Below are 17403 nucleotides of genomic sequence, written 5' to 3'. Positions count from 1 at the left end.
CCAGTAAACCGCTGGCTGTTAATCGGCTTGGGTTTGCGCGAGTAAGGTTTCTAAGCAATGTTCCTTGATCCCGTAATAGGCTTTAATGTCAGCTATTTGCGCGAGGATTGCGGCGCTGTCTTTCTGATTGTGTTGTGGCTTTTTAACGGCCAAAATCATCTTATTTTTATTGGTATGTTCTAGGCTAATAAATTCAAACACCTTAGTCGCATAACCGTTGGCTTCCAAAAATAGCGCACGTAATGAATCCGTCACCATTTCAGCCTGTTGGCCCATGTGCACCCCATATTGCAGCATAGGTTTAAACAATTCTGGGCTGTGCATCTGCGGCCGAATTTGTTTATGGCAGCAAGGCGAACACATGATGATGTCGGCATTGGCGCGGATACCATAATGAATCGCATAGTCAGTGGCGATATCACAGGCGTGCAGCGCGATCATCACATCGGTTTGCTTAGGCGCGTGTGTTCTCACATCGCCGCAGACAAATGACAATCCTTGATGATCCAGCGTTGCCGCCGTTTCGTTACATAAATCGGCTAAGGCTTGGCGTAATTCCACCCCAGTCACCTGCGCATCATTGTGAAGGCTGTGGCGCAGGTAATCATGGATTGCAAAGGTGAGATAGCCTTTGCCTGACCCAAAATCGACTACATTGATCGGTTGGTCATTCTTGTGGGGTGAGGCTTCGAGTGCTTGACTGAAAACCTCAATAAATTTATTGATTTGCTTCCATTTACGCGACATCGCAGGGATAAGATTATGTTGGCTGTCCGTCACCCCTAGCTTGGTCAGGAAGGGACGTTCGATATCCACAAAACGCTTTTTCTCACGGTCATGTTCTAAGGGCGCCGCGACGGCTTGTTTAACGTTATGTGTGCTGATTTGGACTTTGCCTTTTTTGCTGATCTCAAGCTGAACTTCTGCCTGCGCCGTGGCTAAGTGGGCACTCTTAAAATCGCTACCGAGTAACAGTTTTATGCTAGCTAAGCCTTCGTCATAACTCAGGTTTTTAGTGATGTGATTCGTCTGGTGTTGATACACAAACGACAGCATAGATTCATTTTGCAAACTGATCGGCCGAATCGTAATGCGCTGCAAGCTTTTATCTGCCCCTCGGTACTTACTCAACAATAGTTTGATCAGACTATTCTTCGCCAAGCTGTCAGCCAAAAGCTGGTAAAAATCATCAAAAGAATTAAGCGCTGAATGGGACATGATTGTTTCCGAAAAAGTAACCAAGAAAAACAGGGTGAGTATTCTAACCGCGATCCGCCGCTACCTAAAGTTATTCTCATCGAGAAGGAGGGTTGAGGCAGAGCTTCGCTGCTGATCTATCTATTGAAGGTCGTAGTGATTAAGCATAGTCATTCTAGTGACACGCTCAATTGATACTACAGCGACTTGTTAGTGCTCTGTACACATAAAATATTCAAATTGGTCTTCGTCAAAAATTTTAAAGCCGAGCCTTTTGTATAAATTAAGCGCCCGATTTTCTTTTAAAACTGTTAGTTCAAGATACTTGGGTTTTGAAGTTTCTAAAACTTGCTTTAACACTAGACTACCTAGGCCTTTTCCTTGGTTATTAGGGTGAATTTGAAGCTGCATAATTTCTACCTTATCTTCAAATTCGCGGAACTGTAATGTACCAACAACGCTCTTGTCGTAAATAATTAAGTGCGAGTATTCGTAGGAGTTTTTTAATCTAAACTGGTGTTCCTCTTCAGAAAGGAATTGCCCAGACTTTTCAAGGTGCTCAACCATTGTCAATTTTCTCAGGTCAAACAAATAGTCCCAATCTTGGGCTGTTGCTTTGATAAATTTAAATTGCATGTGAACCTTATTGAGCACTAACGCTCGCATAAGCTGCGGAACATGTTGGACGTTTTTTGCGTCTTGTTCTTTGCAAAAAATTGGACAATTTGAAATGTCAGATTTAATGCGCTTGTTAAGTATTTTACTTTACTAAATAAGATCGCGTAGCCGTACAAATGGTTTACCTGTTTCAGCTGCACGACGGACTTTCTTTGATAGAACGCTCTTAAATCCGATTTTTCTCATTAACATTTCACTCAAATCTAGGCCATCCATGCAAACTAGACTGTTACCCCGACCAAACGCATGTAATCCTTCTTCAGTAAAACCACTATTACTCACGAATAAGCCTCTTGACCAAGCTGCTTTATCTTGAACTTTAGCGTTAAAGGAACGTAAATCAGCAGCGTTTACCGGCAAATTGGTCCATTTTGCCTCAAGAAGATATGTTTCCCCATCAAGCTCAAAGCTCCCGTCAATTTGCTCGCCGAGCAAACGGAAAGATGCTCTACCAGACATCCCGCTTACATCAAAAAGATTTTTGAGGAAAGATTCAAACGCGTAACCTCTAGGGTGAGGATCCATTGCTGCCAGTTGCATCAGAGCTTCCAGTAATTCTTTGGCTGTACTTTCATTAATTGCTTCATCATGCGGAACGAACGACGATTTACTCTTATTCACGGGGGCTTTCCCGCCAAGGCGAACCAAGAGTTCATTAAACTCTGATACTAACTCTGGTTTTTCTTCGTCGATGCTCGCTCGTTTCCGTTTAGTCTCACGATACTGCCACAATGAAGCTAGCACTCTCAAAACTTCTTCTGTTTTAGATTGTTTTAAATAACTGCGCAGCCGCTTCCCTTTACTTGTACCTATATCGCAGAACCTATTATCGTCGATGTTTATTCCTAGCTCATCATTAAAAAACTCAGAGTATGTTTGATTTGAGAAATCTAAAACATACCCACCTTTCATTTCGAAGATGTAATCTAGTAAATCGAAATCTAGCCTTTTAAGTGAATATGTAGTCATGAATAATCCTTATTTTTCTTAGTATATAAGCATCGATTTCGACACCAGCCTAACGTCTTAGTATTTATGCGCTGCGGTGTTTGCAGTGCATAAATCGTTTGTTGGACTTGGCCGCTGCCACATCTATGTAAATGGGTAAGAATGATGTCGATAAATCGGAACGCTCAATATAAAACAATAACTTAATTCACTTTTGTCCAGTATTCAAGTAACGATAAGTCACTTAGCAACAAAAAGGCTTACAAGGTAAGTTTCTAAGAAATTAGCTAGCCACCATCTTTAAATTTACAGTGTGCATGCTTGTAAGAAGGGGTTCAGATTACTGAAGGGGGTGGCAAGATTAAGCACTGTCATGGAAGTGACCGTTGACGGCATGGATGCCGTCGTCGAGCCCTCAGGGATGAGTTAATGGCGAGTCACTGGAATGACTGTGCTTAATTCATTTAGTCATTATGACTCCATTGCAAAGTAAGATGCGGCAACTTGTCATTCGTCCTATGGTTCTCGTCTAGTGGCTCTTGTATTGTGGATCAAGCGCGCAGGCGGGTTTTCTTCTGTTATAATGCCTCCTCGATTTTTTGGAGGCGAGAATGGACGTATCTTCTTTACTAGACGGCCTGAATGATAAGCAGCGCGAGGCTGTCGCGGCACCGCAATCTAGCATGTTAGTGTTGGCGGGCGCAGGCAGTGGTAAAACTCGGGTGTTGACCCACCGCATTGCGTGGCTGATGCAGGTTGAACAGCAGAGTCCTTACTCGATTCTTGCGGTGACATTTACCAATAAAGCTGCGGCTGAGATGCGCGAGCGAGTTGAAAAAGTCGCTGGCACCAATATGGGCCGCATGTGGATTGGCACGTTCCACGGCTTGGCGCATCGCTTGTTACGCACTCACTTCCAAGATGCGGGTTTACCGCAAAGCTTCCAAATCCTCGATTCTGACGATCAAGTGCGCTTGATCAAACGTATTCTTAAAAGCTTGAATTTGGATGAGAAACAATATCCTCCACGCCAAGCTCAGGGTTATATCAATGGTAAAAAAGACCAAGGATTACGCCCTAAACATATCGATGCGGGCGGTTTTCCGCTTGAGCAGAATCTGCTAAAAATCTATCAGGTCTACCAAGAGTCTTGCGACCGCGCGGGTTTAGTCGATTTTGCCGAAATCCTATTACGTGCCCATGAGTTATGGCTCAATAAGCCGCACTTGTTGGCCCATTATCAAGACAGATTCAAGCATATTTTGGTGGACGAGTTCCAAGATACTAACGCCATTCAATATGCGTGGATCCGTGTGCTCGCGGGTCAAACCGCCAATGTGATGATAGTGGGTGATGACGACCAATCGATTTACGGCTGGCGCGGCGCTCAGGTTGAAAACCTACATAGATTCTTAAAAGATTTCCCGAGTGCGACCACGATTCGCCTCGAGCAAAACTATCGCTCGAAGGGCAATATTCTTAAAGCGTCCAACGCCTTAATCGCCAATAACCCAGAACGTATGGGCAAAGAGTTGTGGACGGATGAAGCCGATGGCGATCCGATTTCGCTCTATTGCGCCTTTAATGAAATGGACGAGGCGCGCTTTATCGTCGGTCGAATTAATGATTGGCACGAAAAGGGCGGCAACCTCAGCGATTGTGCGATTTTATATCGTTCTAACGCTCAATCGCGGGTATTGGAAGAAGCCTTGTTACACAAAGGCTTAGCCTATCGCATCTACGGCGGTTTACGCTTCTTCGAACGCCAAGAAATTAAAGATGCCATGGGTTATCTGCGGCTGATTAATAACAAAGACGACGATGCGGCATTCGAGCGTGTGGTGAACACGCCGCCCCGTGGCATTGGCGATCGCACTTTGGATATTTTGCGTTCAACTGCGCGCCAGCATGAGTTAACCCTGTGGCAGGCGAGTGTACGTTTGCTCGACGAGAAAGTGCTTGCGGGTCGCGCAGCAAATTCTGTGCGTGGTTTCATGGACTTAATCATGACACTGCGTGAAGACACCCAAGATATGGTGCTGTATCGCATGGCCGATACTGTGATCCAGGCGTCGGGCCTTAAGGCCATGTATGAAGCCGAAAAGGGTGAAAAAGCCCACGCTAGAATCGAAAACTTAGAAGAACTCGTCACGGCGGCGCGTACTTTCGAAATGCCAGAAGAGATGGAGGACATGGGCGAACTTAACGGTTTCCTATCCCACGCGGCGCTCGAAGCAGGCGAAGGCCAAGCCGATGCCTTTACCGATGCGGTGCAGCTAATGACGCTGCATTCTGCTAAAGGGTTAGAGTTCACTATGGTGTTCATGGCGGGTGTCGAAGAAGGGCTCTTCCCGAGTAAAATGGCGCTCGAAGAGGGCGATAGACTCGATGAAGAACGCCGTCTCTGCTATGTGGGCATGACCCGCGCCATGGAAAAACTCTACATAACTTATGCGGAATCGCGGCGCATTTATGGCCGCGAAGATTATGCTCGGCCGTCGCGTTTTATCAAAGAGATCCCGCCGCAATATGTGGATGAAATCCGTCTTAAGGCGCAGGTTTCAACGCCGATGGCGAATAATCGTTTCAGCGCCCAAAAATCGGCTGCCACAAACGATACGGGTTTTAACGTCGGCCAACGAGTCAATCATCCTAAATTTGGTGAAGGTAAAGTGACCAACTTTGAGGGCAGCGGTGCCCAAGGGCGAGTACAAGTGAGCTTTACTGACTTTGGCAGCAAGTGGTTAGTGGTGGCTTACGCTCGGTTAGAGGCGCTTTAATACCAGCCCTGAACGCGATAAATGTCAGCTTTTTGTGACACGCTTTTAGGGGATGAATTCGCATCGGGAGAAGCATGGGTATATGATGCTAAGCCTGAAAACGAGTGGAAACTTGAGGGTATTGGGAGTACCTAGTTAATGAATTTAAAGCAAAAGTGGGATGTGTATTCCCGTCTTACTCGAATCGACCGCCCCATAGGTACGCTATTATTGCTGTGGCCATGTTTGATGGCGCTAATGTTAGCTGCGGGTGGTATGCCGGATCTTAAGGTCTTGGTTATCTTCATTATTGGCGTAGTGATCATGCGTGCCTGTGGCTGCATTATTAACGACTATGCTGATCGCGATCTCGATTCTTTTGTTGAACGCACTCGATCACGCCCGCTAGCCAGTGGCGAAATCAGCACCAAAGAAGCGCTGATACTGTTCGTCATTTTAGGTTTATCCGCTTTTGGTTTAGTTTTATTACTCAATGGATTAGTCGTTAAATTATCCGTTGTCGGTATTATCCTCACTATTATTTATCCATTCACTAAACGCATCACCAACATGCCACAGATGTTTTTAGGCATAGTGTGGAGTTGGTCTATCCCTATGGCTTACGCCGCGCAAACGGGTGAAGTGCCGATGGAGGCTTGGTGGTTATTTGCCGCCAATTGGTGTTGGACTGTCGCCTACGATACCATGTATGCCATGGTCGATAGGGACGATGATCTCAAAGTGGGTATTAAATCTACTGCGATTTTGTTTGGTAAATATGATCGCCAAATCATAGGCTTATTTCAGCTTGCCGCCTTGGCTTGCTTTATCGCCGCAGGTTGGAGCGCCGACCGTGGTTTGCTGTATGGTTTAGGCATACTGACTTTTGTTGGCTTTAGCACTTACCAACAAATGCTGATCTTTGGTCGCGAGCGAGCCCCTTGTTTTAAAGCCTTCCTCAATAATAACTGGGCAGGTTTAGCCTTATTTGTTGGGTTGGGTGCGGATTATTTGATTTAACGAGCATCGTTTACGCTGGGCAGATCTTGATGGATCATCCATTGATTTTCCGGCGCTAATATCTGTTCTAAATCGATTTGGTGGATGTTGTCTTGGGAGATGACCTTGATAACTGGGCTCACTCAGCGGGGATAGGGCGAACCTTCGAGTGCGCGCACCGCCAGATCGATAGCAATTCGAGCCTGCAATACCGGTGAGTCGCTGACTGTTGCGAGTAGCTGCTTTTTCTGTACTAATTCTATAGTTTGCGCATTAGAGTAAAATGCGATGACTTTGCCGGTTTGATTCCGGCGTCCATCTAAAAAGCGCGCCGCGAACGTGGCCGCCACCGCATTGGCAATTACATAATCTACGCTTTGTTTTGCAAGTACTTTTCGCACCAAATCCGCTTGAACAAATAACTCCGTCGTACCGTAACCGCCTTCAATTGTGTCGAACTCTTGTTTAGCTGCCGCCCGTCTAAATCCTTGTTCCGCCGCCATCACCCAAGATGCACCCTTAGGCCCAGGAAACCACGCCACCTTAAGCTTAGGTGACTCCTGATTGATAGCTTCTCGCTGCTGCGCCGCAATATATTCTGTCGCCGCAACGGACATATCTTCAAAGCTGACTAAGGATCGACTCGTGAGTTTGTCGGTCGCGATACCATTGACTAAATCGATAACCGGAATGCCCGCAGCGCTGAGTTGTTCAATATCCGCAATCAGTCCGTCAGCGGTATTGGCGGCAATAATATAAGCTTGAGCCTTGAGTGCATAACAATCATGGAGTTGCTGTTTTTGCTGCTCAATCTTGTCATATCCACCAGCATCATAAATGCCAAGCGTTACGCCTTGGCGCTCGGCTTCTTGTGATAATCCAAAGGCGACGCCCCACCAATATTGATCTTTACCGTGGGGAAGTAAGGCGCAGATCCGCCATGCTTTATTGGCCTTAGTGAGTGGCGTGTAGAGGGTCTTTTGACCGTCGGCAATGACATCGGCGGGATACCAAGCTGCCTGCACTGCAAAGACGAAACTACTGAGGGTTAAGAGGAGGCAAATCCTGAGGGAACGGGCGAAGAATGCAGTCAAGTGCATAGGCTCATCATGGTAAGTGAACAGTGAACTAAGCATAGAACAAGGATCCGTAGTTGCTTAATCATAGTTAAATAAAGCTAATTTATTGTTTAATAACAAGCGTAAAGCAGTACTGTTATGGTTTGGTCGCAAAGATATAAAATGACTTAAACGCCGTGGGGCAAAGCATCCGCAGGCTTTACGCTTTGGCTCGTTCACTGAATGCTTAAGTTTACATTTCACGTTGAAGGCTTAATGGCTGCGGGCTAGTTTTCGCCCTCGTGCTTAGTCTATAGTCATTGGCTAATAGTGGTTTTTTATGATCAATTTCATGCTTAGGTAACAAGGAATCGTTATGTTTATTCCGCCAGGATTTGCACGGGTTAGCCCGTATATGATGATCGCTGATGCCGATAGTTTAGTGGTTTTTTTACAGCAAGCCTTTGATGCTAAAGCGCTACATATTTCCCGTCGGGCTGATGGCAAAATAGCTAATGCACAGATGCAAATCGGCGACTGTTTATTTATGTTGAGTGAGGCGAGTGAAGCTTTTACGCCTATGCCCGCATCCTATTATTTATATGTGGAAAATGCTGATAAAACGGTGGCTCAGGCACTCGCCTCTGCGGGTGAATTAGTGATGGAAGTGGCGAATATGCCCTATGGCGATCGCCAAGGTGGGGTGCGGGATCCCGTGGGCAATCTGTGGTGGATCTCCCAGCGTTTAACCGCGGGGCCATATCAGGATTGAGCATCAAGTGATAACAAGTCAAAGGAGGTGATGTATGCCGTGCCAGTTAACCCGATTATTTGGAATCGAATTACCGATTATTCAAGCGCCGATGGCGGGTGTTCAGGGCAGTGCCTTAGCGATAGCTGTGTCGCAAGTGGGGGCGTTGGGATCTTTGCCCTGCGCCATGTTATCCCTCGAAGCCTTAGATACCGCCTTGACACATATTCGCACCCAGACGACTAAGCCCATCAATGTAAACTTCTTTTGTCATCACGAACCTGAACCGCAAGCAGCGAAACAAGCCGCATGGCTTAATCAACTCGCGCCTTATTTTTCTGAGTTGGGTGTCAATCCTGATAGCCAAACCGTGGGGGCACAACGCGCGCCATATACCAGCACCCAGGCTGCAGTGTTAGCTAAATTTAAACCTGAGGTGGTGAGTTTTCATTTTGGCTTACCGAATGAAGATTTGTTGCTGCAGATAAAGTCTTGGGGTTCAAAAATCATTTCGACAGCGACAACTGTAGAAGAAGCCCTATGGCTTGAAGCGCGTGGTGCGGATGCCATTATTGCGCAGGGTTTAGAGGCCGGAGGTCACAGGGGGCATTTTTTATCCGATGATTTAACCGAGCAGTTAGGCACTTTTAGTCTATTGCCGCAAATCATTGCTGCCGTTGATATTCCTGTTATTGCAGCGGGTGGCATAGTCGACGCCAAGACAGTGCGCGCCGCTATGGCGATGGGCGCTTCGGCGGTGCAAGTGGGGACGGCATACTTACTCTGTCCCGAATGTACCACCAGTGATATTCACCGTGCCGCCCTGCAAAGTGAGGCGGCGCAGCATACGGCTCTGACTAACTTATTCACTGGTCGACCCGCCCGTGGAATTATGAATCGTTTTATGGCAGAGCTTGGCCCCATCAATAATGCAGCACCGGATTTTCCGCTCGCCTCAAGCGCCGTCGCAGTATTGCGAAGCGCCGCTGAACAACAAGGATTTGGTGATTTTAGCCCACTTTGGTGTGGCCAAAATGCAACCGGCTGTCAGGCGATTCCCGCCGCAGAGCTGACGAGGCAATTGGCGTTAGGTTTGATGGTCTAAGATATTGTTGAATAGGTTATTAATACTCATTGGTATGCTCACCAAGGCTTACATTTTACATGACTAAATTAGCGGCTTGTTAGTTTATACTCACTGTTTAAAGGTTGGCTGCTGGGTAGACTGTCGCTTCTTTTAAATTATGTTTTTTCTGTACAAATGGCTGCAAATCACTGGCCCCATAGTCGTGGATGCGAGTGATCTATCAATTTAAGGAAAACACTATGTTGTTACGTCAAATCATTGTTATGTGCCTTGCCGTTATGAGTTTTGCTACGTTTGCGGGCGACAAAGCCTATCAAGATATCGCACTTAAAACCTATCCAGATCAGCAGCAAGTGACTTTAGCCAGTGTTGCGGGTGACAAGCCGATATACCTAAAGTTTTGGGCAACCTGGTGCCAACCTTGTATGGAGCAAATGCCGCATTTTGAAGCCCTGCAGAAGAAATATCAGGACAAGATTAATATCGTCGCGGTGAACATCAATATTAATGAAGAGCAACCTAAGATTGCTGACGTTATCGCGCGTTTCGGGCTCACTATGCCCGTGTGGTTGGATAATGAAGGCGAGCTGGGTGTGGCTTTAGGTTTGGTCGGTACGCCCTATAGTGTATTAATCAATCGTGCTGGAGATGTGGTTTACACTAGCCATGAGTCAGATGCTAATTTAGATAAATTTATCGATATGTTGGCGAATGGCCAAGAGTTGACTGCGCAGACAACGGAGGCACCCAGTGCCGAACAAACAGCTAAGTTACTGAAACCTTGGGAACAAGGTGAGCATTTACTTTTTTTTACCGCAACATGGTGTGATTGGTATTTGGCTGATAGCCGCCCAGAAATGTCTAAAGAGTGTATTACCGTTCAAAAAGGTTTAAATAATCTCGCGCAAAAAGTGCCTAATAAAGCGTGGCACGGTGTGGTCAATCATTTGTGGACAGACGATAAAGCGCTCGAAGATTTTAAGCAGCTTTATCAAACTCAAGTCGATTTTAGTATCGATGAATTAGGTGTGTTATTTAATCATTTTAAAATCCGCAATATTCCTACTTTACTGTGGGTTAAGGATGGTAAAGTTATTCAGCGTATTACCGATTTTAGCCAGCCAGAGAAAGTAGTTGAGCAACTTTCGGCTCAATAAGCTCATTCCAAATGTTAGGCCTTTGATAGATATCCAAAGGCCTTTTGTCTTCAAAGATTGAATAGATACACAGCTTAATATTCGGTGTTAAAGTCATTGCCCATGGGAAGCACTGCGCAATAAACTGATTCGTAGAACGAGTTGGTTAAGCGTTAACCTTGTTTGGTGTAATGCAGAGTGTTTTCCATTTTATCGTTGAATTTTATTGTGTGGGGGGGTTAGCACTATGACGCCGATTTTCAGTAATGCCGCTATTGGTCGTAGTTTGTTGGTTTTGCTCTTGTGTGCTGGCGTATTCTTTTTTATCGATTTTTTAGTGCCCGCCTTAGCTGCATTGATTGTGTGTTTTTCAAGTTGGCCTCTCTATCAAAAACTATTGGCAAAATGCGGTGGTCGCTCGGCGTTGGCGGCAACCATTGCCCTATGTTGTATTGTGCTCGGGCTGATTATCCCGCTGGTGTTTGTATTTTCCTATGCGTTACAAGAGATTAGAACTTGGGTTGATTGGTTGGTGTTTACTAACCAACATGGTTCGCCCGTGCCCTTGTGGATCAAAGACTTGCCTTGGATGGGCGAATGGTTAACCCTGCAATGGCAGCAGTTTATTGGTGAACCCCATGAATTAGGCCAAATTATCAGTGCCATCAGTGGCCAGAATTTGAGTGGCATTTCCCGTTGGGTGCTGCAATTGGGTTGGAATACTTTAGGGTTGTTATTGACCTTACTTTTTATGCTGATCACTTTGTTTTTCCTGTATAAAGATGGTCCGCAAGTGGCTAAACAGTTGGATATCGTGGGTGAGCGAGTGTTGCCTGCTCGCTGGCATAGTTTTTCCCGTGTGGTGCCTGCAACAGTCAGTTCTACCGTGATAGGTATGACGCTTATCGCAATTGGTGAGGGCATAGTGCTGGGGATTGCCTATTGGATTGCGGGAGTACCTTCGGCCGTGGCTTTTGGGGTGTTAACCGCCTTTATGGCCTTGGTTCCCGGCGGCGCGCCAACCATGTTTACCTTGATTTCACTCTACCTTGTCGGCACTGGCGATATGACGGCGGGGGTCGGCTTGTTTCTTTGGGGCAGCATAGAGTTGTTTATTGTTGATAAAACCCTGCGGCCCAATCTTGTCGGTGGGCCGATTAAATTGCCTTTCTTACCGACTTTTTTCGGTTTGATCGGCGGCGTAAAAACCATGGGTTTTGTCGGTTTGTTTGTTGGTCCAGTATTGATGGCCCTGCTGGTGGCCATTTGGCGTGAGTGGTTAAGGGAAGAGCCCGAAACGATACCATTGGATAAACAGGCGGATAGATAGTCGCTAAAGCATCATTTCTCTAAGGTATTTTTGCGCTCATCGGTGTAAAACCACCAAGGTTTAGCATCTTCACCTGCCATAAAACGGGTGATGGAGATAAACACATCGAGCATACAGGGGTCGTGTCTCTGGCCCGTTTTGTCGCACAGCGTTTGATACAGCTCGTAGGGGTTTCTATCTAACAGCTGCTCAGGCTTATCTATGCCAAGCAAACGTAAATCCGCCGCACAGGCTTTGCCAATATTCGGTAAATCAGTTAATTGCTTAACCTCGGCACGCACGACTTTTGCTGGATTCATACGGATTGCCTCGTTAAAACACACGCTGAAAAGTCATTACTGCTGGATAATCGCTTAGGCGAGATAATTGCCTTGGCGAAATAAGAGCCTGCAAATAACAGGCTCTTAAAAAAAGCTATAAAATCTAGGCTTTAACCAGTGTTGTCAGATCCGCTGGGCGATAGTAAACCGATTTTAGTACCTTACCTTGGCGAACCACTTTACCTGCCATTTCCACATCTTTAGCGCATTTCGCTATGATGAAATCACCTTGCTGACTACCGACAATTTCAACACCTTGCTTGGCATAGAAGGCAATGGTCTCGGCCAGTTCTTGCTCGTTACGGCACACTTTACTCATATTGCTCGAGTGGACTTCATCCCAGCAGCTAATAAAGTCGATTTCACGGTTTTGAGCCACGCAAAGCAACAAGTCAATCAGGTAACTGATTTCGAGTCTGTCTGTCATTGCTTGCGCGCCTAAGTGCACTAGGCGGCCCATTAATACGTATACAGAATCGACGATGGCATCGGCCTGTTCGATACGGCTATCGGCTTCGGCAAGTTCAGTTAACTCCTCAATAATCAGTGAAGTATGTAAAGTGTCGGCCTTGTCATCTAAAGAATCAACATCATTAACGGGCAAGTCGAAGGTGCTACGAAACTCACTGATATCACGATATAAGTGGTCATAAATAGGTTGAGTTAAGCGGGTGAGTTTCATCTGATTTGCCTTGAAATAAAGAGTTTGGCGGCAATTTTAAAGAAATGCGTCGCAGAATACAAAGATGGGGTAGAGATAAAAATACCCGCAGTCAAATAGGCGGCAGCGGGTTTCGGCAAATTTTGGCGGATGACCGAACGAAGAAATATATTGTGAGTCTGTGTTACTTGGTGATTATTGGCTGTATTTTGCAATCAGTTGATCAAGATAAGGGCCAACGTCTTTATCAGCCCAATCGAGATATCCCCGCACAAAACCGACAAGATTACCTTTAGCATCAAAAATATAACTGGCGGGTACGACATTCGCGGGAATGATTTGTTCTATGTTTTGCTCCGGGTCAAGCCAAGTGGCATAGCCGCTAAAGCCATGTTGGTTAAGAAAAGGGCGTACATCTTTAGATTCTTCATCGATAGAGATTGGAATGATTGCGATATTCTTCCCTTTATACTGCTGCTTAAGCTTTTGGAGTTCTGGAATTTCCCTTAAACAGGGTGCACACCAGGTTGCCCAAAGATTGACTAAAACCAATTTTCCTTGGTGCTGTTTTAGGGTTTGGGTTTGTCCTGATTCATCAATAAAGGGAACTTCTGGTACGCCGCGTGCGTGCTGCATTTCTATAAAACCAGTCATCACAAGGGGCTTAGGGAGGGGCTCTCCCGTACTGTAGAGTTTATTGTCTAGTGAGTGGGCTGGGCTGTTATTAGAAAACAGACCCAAACACACGAGTAGAACAAAGGGAAAATATTGTAATTTCATCTGGTTATCCTTTACTTTTAAATAGTCGTTTGTGTTTTTCTACGGGTTACCAATGCGAGACACAACCCAACACCAAGCACTAATAACAGCAGTGGCCCAAACCAAAGTGCGAAGGTGGAGGCTTTAAATTCAGGTTGATAACGGATTTTTTGACCATAGCGTTGCACCATAAAATCGATAATCTCATCTTGGTTTTGCCCCTGTTCCAGCATCGAGAATATTTGTGCTTTGAGCTCGTGGGCGATTGGCGCCTGTGATTCAAATAGGCTCTGATTCGTCGCCATAGGGCAACGCAGCACTTTACTGATATCTATTGCCTGTTGCTGGTAGGAAAGGCTTGATATGGGCTGAGCTTGCGCGACGGATAAGCATGGGATCCCTATCCCACATAAGGTGATAGGGAGCAGTAAGACTAAAAAGCGCAATATTGGATTCATTAGGCAAGCGTCTCCTGTGGCTTGTGATGGGATAGGTTAACTAAGGTTGTTAAATCAGCTTGGTAGCTAAAATGGCGAGTAGGCCAAGCGGCAATCGCCCCACCTAGCATCATTAATATGGCGCCCAGCCAGATCCAACTCGCAAGGGGTTTATAGCTGATGCGGATAAGGTATTCGCTGTCACTTAATTGCAGCCCCATAGACACATAAATATCCCGCCAGAATCCATGATCGATACCCGCGTGGGACATTTCCATCCCATTGCTTTTAAAGGTTTGCCGTTGTGGTGTGATATAGCTTAAAACCCGTTCACCATTCGCACCATCGCGGATACTGATATTGGCCTGAATGGCGGTAAAGCTATTGGTTTCAACATTCTCTGTGCTTTCATAAACTAAGACATAACTCGCCAAAGGCTTACCTTGACCAGGCCCCATTCGCAGTAGGGCTTCCTGTTCAAAAAAGGAGACGGATGTCGCTCCAATAATAGTGATAGCCACCCCAAAGTGGGCGAATAGCATGGCTATAAACCCTTGTTTTGATGATTTAACGGGAGGATTTAAGCCGTGCTCATTGCGGTTTTGGGTTAATTGCCGGGCATATATTCGTCTACCTAATCCCGAGGCTGCCAATATCGTGAGCAATAAACACACTAGCAACCAAAGTGCTGCGGCAGTGCCAAGGAGTAAAAATAAGCTACTGCCCGAGGCGGCCTGTAAGCTTACCCAGCCTGCGACGGCTAATATCACTAGGCTAGGAATGAGCAGGGAAGTAATACGAGTCTTTGAGGCATTTTGCCATTGCACTATTTGCCATTGCGCTATTTGCCATTGCACTAAGGGCGCAATGCCCATTAACAGGACAAGCAAGAAAGTGAGGGGGACAAATATAGCGTTGAAATAAGGGGCCCCCACTGAAAGTGTACCTAAATCGAGTAGCTCATAGATCAAAGGGTAAAATGTACCGAGCAATACGGAAAACCCTGCTACGACTAAGATAACGATCCCGAGCAGTAACAGTGTTTCCTTACTGAAAAGCGCGAAAGTCACATCCTGTTTTAAATGGTGGGCTTTGAGTGCAAAAATGAGTAACGCAGCCCCAACAAAAATCACTAATAAGCAGAGGATTGACATGCCACGGGTCGGATCGGCGGCAAAGGCATGTACCGATTGCACTATGCCGGAACGCACCAAAAAGCTGCCGAGTAAACTGAGTGAGAATGCCAATAAGCACAGCAGTAAAGTCGTGAGTTTAAAGCCATGAGTACGTTGAGTGAGAATGAGGGAATGCACTAATGCTGTTGCCACAAGCCAAGGAATAAAGGAGGCATTTTCTACCGGATCCCAAAACCACCAACCACCCCAACCCAGTTCGTTATAGGCCCACCAAGATCCAAAGGCATTGCCGCCTGTTAGAAACACCCACGCTAATAATACCCAAGGTCGTAAATAGTTAATTTGACGAGTATTAAAACCACCACCGAGCAGTGATGCTAACGCTGCGGCAAAGCAAACTGTGAGGCCAACATAACCAAGAAAGAGCATGGGCGGATGCAGTACTAGTCCTATGTCTTGCAAAATAGGGTTAAGATCTCGCCCTTCAATCGGAATGTTAGGTAATAAACGGGCAAAGGGATTAGAGGTAAAGAGTAAAAATAGGTTAAAACCTAGGATCACTAACGCCAAAATGGCCAACAGCCTCGCAAAATACAGGGCGTCTTGGTATTTATCGCTGGCCTTATCCTGAGTGCAATCCGCCATCTTTATGCGATAACTAATGATCGCGCCCCAAAGGGCAATCGCAAATATCCAAAACAGCATTGACCCTTCGTGGCTGCCCCAAACGGCGGCCACTTTGTAACCCAATGCTAATTGGCTATTCGAGTGGTTTGCGACATAAGCAACAGAAAAATCATCAGTGACAAAGCCATAAATTAAGCAAAGAAGTGAAACAAATACCGAGGTAAATATAGCTCTAAAGAGTATCGGGCTTAATCCTACCAGATAGGCATTATTCTGCTTAATACCGATTAAAGGTAGTGCTGCAGAAAATAATGCCAATACGCTACTGATGATCAGTAATATATGTCCAATTTCTGGAAGCATAGTTGTCATTTATTATGCCTTAGAATAATGTGGTCGCGGTAATATAGTGTTTACAGTTGGCTATTTTACCCGTGTGATTTTTACATGCTGATTTTATTAAGTTCGCTCAGAAACTTGAGTTATTTTCTTGTGATTTTAAATTTACATATAATCTTTTCGTAGTAAAAGTCAGTTTAATCACAAGATTTAATCACTGTTGATTTTAAGATTAGTCGAGTTTCGCATTTAATAATGTGATCTTATCCGTTATTAAATCATTCCTTTTTACGCTTGATGTTTTTTGAAAAATCAAACGCATTTTTAGTTTTTTTTATAACTGAAATGTGCTTTTTAACTTCTAAAAAATAAATGACATTAATTTTGTAAGTTATTGTATTTAATTTGTTTTAATTGATTTTATTCATCTTGATTTATCAGCGGGAATTTAGTGTGCTCTAGCTCTGATTTTTAATGGTTTTTTGCCTCCACCATGCTGTAACTGGTCAATTGTTTATGTCGTTCAGTGAGCAGTTAGGTTCAGTGGAAAATAAAAAACTAATGATAATTAGGAGTGAATGATGAAACGATGGAAATCCAAAATAGCACTCAGCGTGCTGTTTTGTTTAGGTACTATCGTCAGTGTGGCCGGAATAGCATCCGATGCTAAACCGGGCGAGGTAAAGCCTGGCTATGGTAATAAACAACAGAGTGCGGAAGCTCAGGGAATTATGGCTAATCCCGATCTAACACTAGAGTCCCGTGGTGTAAGAACACTGCAGGATTATATTGTTCAGGAAAAAGAGTTGTTTGATTTTCTTTTTGAAAATCATCCGGTATTTAAATATGCCGAGCAAGGTCGTTTAAAAGGAACCTATAAGGTCAGTGACCGTGGTGAAGAATACTTACACGGTGGTGATAGCCAAAAATATCAGGGCAACCGCATGAATGTTTAAAATTCGCCCAACTGCAATCCTGCTAATAAAACCGATTCTAGATATTCAGGTTTCATCCAAGCTCTTTTCTGTTTCGCCGGAATGCTTCCCTTAGAAGGTTCTGCCCTAAGCATATTGAGTGATATTTGCCTAAGCATGGCCCAATTTTCTGCCCCATGATGTTGGTAAATCTGGCAACTATCTTCTTTCATTGAGACATCTAGCACCCAGTGTAAGCTGTTTTCA

The 17403-nt window shown here is 45.2% G+C and carries 17 protein-coding genes; 7 read left to right on the top strand and 10 right to left on the bottom strand.

Annotated elements, in window-relative coordinates; all coding sequences use genetic code 11:
* Positions 1 to 18 precede the first annotated feature (18 nt).
* The 3 genes from L5M29_RS20895 to L5M29_RS20885 form a co-directional block, all read right to left on the bottom strand.
* Positions 19 to 1218 carry a class I SAM-dependent methyltransferase gene (locus L5M29_RS20895; RefSeq protein ID WP_131524220.1) on the bottom strand — a complete coding sequence of 400 codons (1200 nt, stop codon included), beginning with the start codon at positions 1216 to 1218 and terminating at the stop codon, positions 19 to 21.
* A gap of 189 nt (positions 1219 to 1407) precedes the next feature.
* Positions 1408 to 1833: a GNAT family N-acetyltransferase gene (locus tag L5M29_RS20890; RefSeq protein WP_263169853.1), complete on the bottom strand. Its 426-nt coding sequence runs from the start codon at positions 1831 to 1833 to the stop codon at positions 1408 to 1410.
* 132 nt (positions 1834 to 1965) lie between these two features.
* Positions 1966 to 2844 carry a restriction endonuclease gene (locus L5M29_RS20885; protein ID WP_219250994.1) on the bottom strand — a complete coding sequence of 293 codons (879 nt, stop codon included), beginning with the start codon at positions 2842 to 2844 and terminating at the stop codon, positions 1966 to 1968.
* Between the two features lie 590 nt (positions 2845 to 3434).
* On the opposite strand from L5M29_RS20885, the gene uvrD reads away from it, so the two are divergent.
* On the top strand, positions 3435 to 5603 hold the full coding sequence (gene uvrD, locus L5M29_RS20880; RefSeq protein ID WP_263169851.1) for a DNA helicase II: 2169 nt from the start codon (positions 3435 to 3437) through the stop codon (positions 5601 to 5603).
* Positions 5604 to 5741: 138 nt separating this feature from the next.
* Complete coding sequence (ubiA, locus tag L5M29_RS20875) at positions 5742 to 6602, top strand: 4-hydroxybenzoate octaprenyltransferase (RefSeq protein WP_006084316.1); 861 nt, start codon at positions 5742 to 5744, stop codon at positions 6600 to 6602.
* A 122-nt stretch (positions 6603 to 6724) separates the two neighbouring features.
* Here the strand turns inward: ubiA and torT are convergent, their stop codons facing one another.
* Positions 6725 to 7717: a TMAO reductase system periplasmic protein TorT gene (gene torT, locus L5M29_RS20870; protein ID WP_263169849.1), complete on the bottom strand. Its 993-nt coding sequence runs from the start codon at positions 7715 to 7717 to the stop codon at positions 6725 to 6727.
* Positions 7718 to 8015: 298 nt separating this feature from the next.
* Here torT and L5M29_RS20865 point away from each other — a divergent pair, with 298 nt between their 5' ends.
* From L5M29_RS20865 to L5M29_RS20850, 4 genes are all read left to right on the top strand, one after another.
* On the top strand, positions 8016 to 8411 hold the full coding sequence (locus tag L5M29_RS20865; RefSeq protein ID WP_263169847.1) for a VOC family protein: 396 nt from the start codon (positions 8016 to 8018) through the stop codon (positions 8409 to 8411).
* Positions 8412 to 8445: 34 nt separating this feature from the next.
* On the top strand, positions 8446 to 9495 hold the full coding sequence (locus L5M29_RS20860; RefSeq protein ID WP_263169843.1) for an NAD(P)H-dependent flavin oxidoreductase: 1050 nt from the start codon (positions 8446 to 8448) through the stop codon (positions 9493 to 9495).
* Between the two features lie 221 nt (positions 9496 to 9716).
* A complete protein-coding gene (locus tag L5M29_RS20855) occupies positions 9717 to 10634 on the top strand; it encodes a TlpA family protein disulfide reductase (RefSeq protein ID WP_219250996.1) in 918 nt (305 codons plus the stop codon).
* 226 nt (positions 10635 to 10860) lie between these two features.
* Complete coding sequence (locus L5M29_RS20850; RefSeq protein WP_113939224.1) at positions 10861 to 11943, top strand: AI-2E family transporter; 1083 nt, start codon at positions 10861 to 10863, stop codon at positions 11941 to 11943.
* Positions 11944 to 11954: 11 nt separating this feature from the next.
* Here the strand turns inward: L5M29_RS20850 and L5M29_RS20845 are convergent, their stop codons facing one another.
* The 5 genes from L5M29_RS20845 to L5M29_RS20825 all read right to left on the bottom strand — a co-directional run bounded on the left by L5M29_RS20845 (position 11955) and on the right by L5M29_RS20825 (position 16255).
* Positions 11955 to 12242 (bottom strand): helix-hairpin-helix domain-containing protein, encoded by a 288-nt coding sequence (locus tag L5M29_RS20845; RefSeq protein WP_113939223.1) that lies wholly within the window; start codon positions 12240 to 12242, stop codon positions 11955 to 11957.
* Between the two features lie 124 nt (positions 12243 to 12366).
* The gene (locus tag L5M29_RS20840) at positions 12367 to 12945 is read right to left on the bottom strand and encodes a nucleoside triphosphate pyrophosphohydrolase family protein (RefSeq protein ID WP_105250355.1); all 579 of its coding nucleotides are present in this window, start codon (positions 12943 to 12945) and stop codon (positions 12367 to 12369) included.
* A gap of 174 nt (positions 12946 to 13119) precedes the next feature.
* A complete protein-coding gene (locus tag L5M29_RS20835; RefSeq protein ID WP_263169840.1) occupies positions 13120 to 13704 on the bottom strand; it encodes a TlpA family protein disulfide reductase in 585 nt (194 codons plus the stop codon).
* A gap of 17 nt (positions 13705 to 13721) precedes the next feature.
* Positions 13722 to 14141, bottom strand: coding sequence for a cytochrome c-type biogenesis protein CcmH (locus L5M29_RS20830; RefSeq protein ID WP_028761784.1), 420 nt, complete (start codon positions 14139 to 14141; stop codon positions 13722 to 13724).
* The gene (locus L5M29_RS20825) at positions 14141 to 16255 is read right to left on the bottom strand and encodes a heme lyase CcmF/NrfE family subunit (RefSeq protein ID WP_263169837.1); all 2115 of its coding nucleotides are present in this window, start codon (positions 16253 to 16255) and stop codon (positions 14141 to 14143) included. Before L5M29_RS20825 ends, L5M29_RS20830 begins: the two co-directional genes overlap by 1 nt.
* A gap of 548 nt (positions 16256 to 16803) precedes the next feature.
* Between L5M29_RS20825 and L5M29_RS20820 the strand changes: the two genes are divergently transcribed.
* On the top strand, positions 16804 to 17178 hold the full coding sequence (locus tag L5M29_RS20820) for a hypothetical protein (protein ID WP_411569051.1): 375 nt from the start codon (positions 16804 to 16806) through the stop codon (positions 17176 to 17178).
* Here the strand turns inward: L5M29_RS20820 and L5M29_RS20815 are convergent.
* Positions 17175 to 17403: transposase (locus L5M29_RS20815; RefSeq protein ID WP_411569023.1), on the bottom strand; the 229-nt coding region annotated here is incomplete at its 5' end. The genes L5M29_RS20820 and L5M29_RS20815 overlap by 4 nt on opposite strands.

This window comes from Shewanella sp. SM95, assembly GCF_025653595.1.
Lineage (GTDB): Bacteria > Pseudomonadota > Gammaproteobacteria > Enterobacterales > Shewanellaceae > Shewanella > Shewanella oncorhynchi.
Note: the sequence above shows the minus strand (reverse complement) of the source record. Positions and strands in the feature narration are given on the sequence as shown.

What these genes read in the sequence shown, in the direction of transcription:
- L5M29_RS20895 (WP_131524220.1), bottom strand. Translation starts at nt 1,218, where the DNA reads ATGTCCCATTCAGCGCTTAATTCTTTTGATGATTTTTACCAGCTTTTG.
- L5M29_RS20890 (WP_263169853.1), bottom strand. Translation starts at nt 1,833, where the DNA reads ATGCAATTTAAATTTATCAAAGCAACAGCCCAAGATTGGGACTATTTG.
- L5M29_RS20885 (WP_219250994.1), bottom strand. Translation starts at nt 2,844, where the DNA reads ATGACTACATATTCACTTAAAAGGCTAGATTTCGATTTACTAGATTAC.
- uvrD (WP_263169851.1), top strand. Translation starts at nt 3,435, where the DNA reads ATGGACGTATCTTCTTTACTAGACGGCCTGAATGATAAGCAGCGCGAG.
- ubiA (WP_006084316.1), top strand. Translation starts at nt 5,742, where the DNA reads ATGAATTTAAAGCAAAAGTGGGATGTGTATTCCCGTCTTACTCGAATC.
- torT (WP_263169849.1), bottom strand. Translation starts at nt 7,717, where the DNA reads ATGCTTAGTTCACTGTTCACTTACCATGATGAGCCTATGCACTTGACT.
- L5M29_RS20865 (WP_263169847.1), top strand. Translation starts at nt 8,016, where the DNA reads ATGTTTATTCCGCCAGGATTTGCACGGGTTAGCCCGTATATGATGATC.
- L5M29_RS20860 (WP_263169843.1), top strand. Translation starts at nt 8,446, where the DNA reads ATGCCGTGCCAGTTAACCCGATTATTTGGAATCGAATTACCGATTATT.
- L5M29_RS20855 (WP_219250996.1), top strand. Translation starts at nt 9,717, where the DNA reads ATGTTGTTACGTCAAATCATTGTTATGTGCCTTGCCGTTATGAGTTTT.
- L5M29_RS20850 (WP_113939224.1), top strand. Translation starts at nt 10,861, where the DNA reads ATGACGCCGATTTTCAGTAATGCCGCTATTGGTCGTAGTTTGTTGGTT.
- L5M29_RS20845 (WP_113939223.1), bottom strand. Translation starts at nt 12,242, where the DNA reads ATGAATCCAGCAAAAGTCGTGCGTGCCGAGGTTAAGCAATTAACTGAT.
- L5M29_RS20840 (WP_105250355.1), bottom strand. Translation starts at nt 12,945, where the DNA reads ATGAAACTCACCCGCTTAACTCAACCTATTTATGACCACTTATATCGT.
- L5M29_RS20835 (WP_263169840.1), bottom strand. Translation starts at nt 13,704, where the DNA reads ATGAAATTACAATATTTTCCCTTTGTTCTACTCGTGTGTTTGGGTCTG.
- L5M29_RS20830 (WP_028761784.1), bottom strand. Translation starts at nt 14,141, where the DNA reads ATGAATCCAATATTGCGCTTTTTAGTCTTACTGCTCCCTATCACCTTA.
- L5M29_RS20825 (WP_263169837.1), bottom strand. Translation starts at nt 16,255, where the DNA reads ATGACAACTATGCTTCCAGAAATTGGACATATATTACTGATCATCAGT.
- L5M29_RS20820 (WP_411569051.1), top strand. Translation starts at nt 16,804, where the DNA reads ATGAAACGATGGAAATCCAAAATAGCACTCAGCGTGCTGTTTTGTTTA.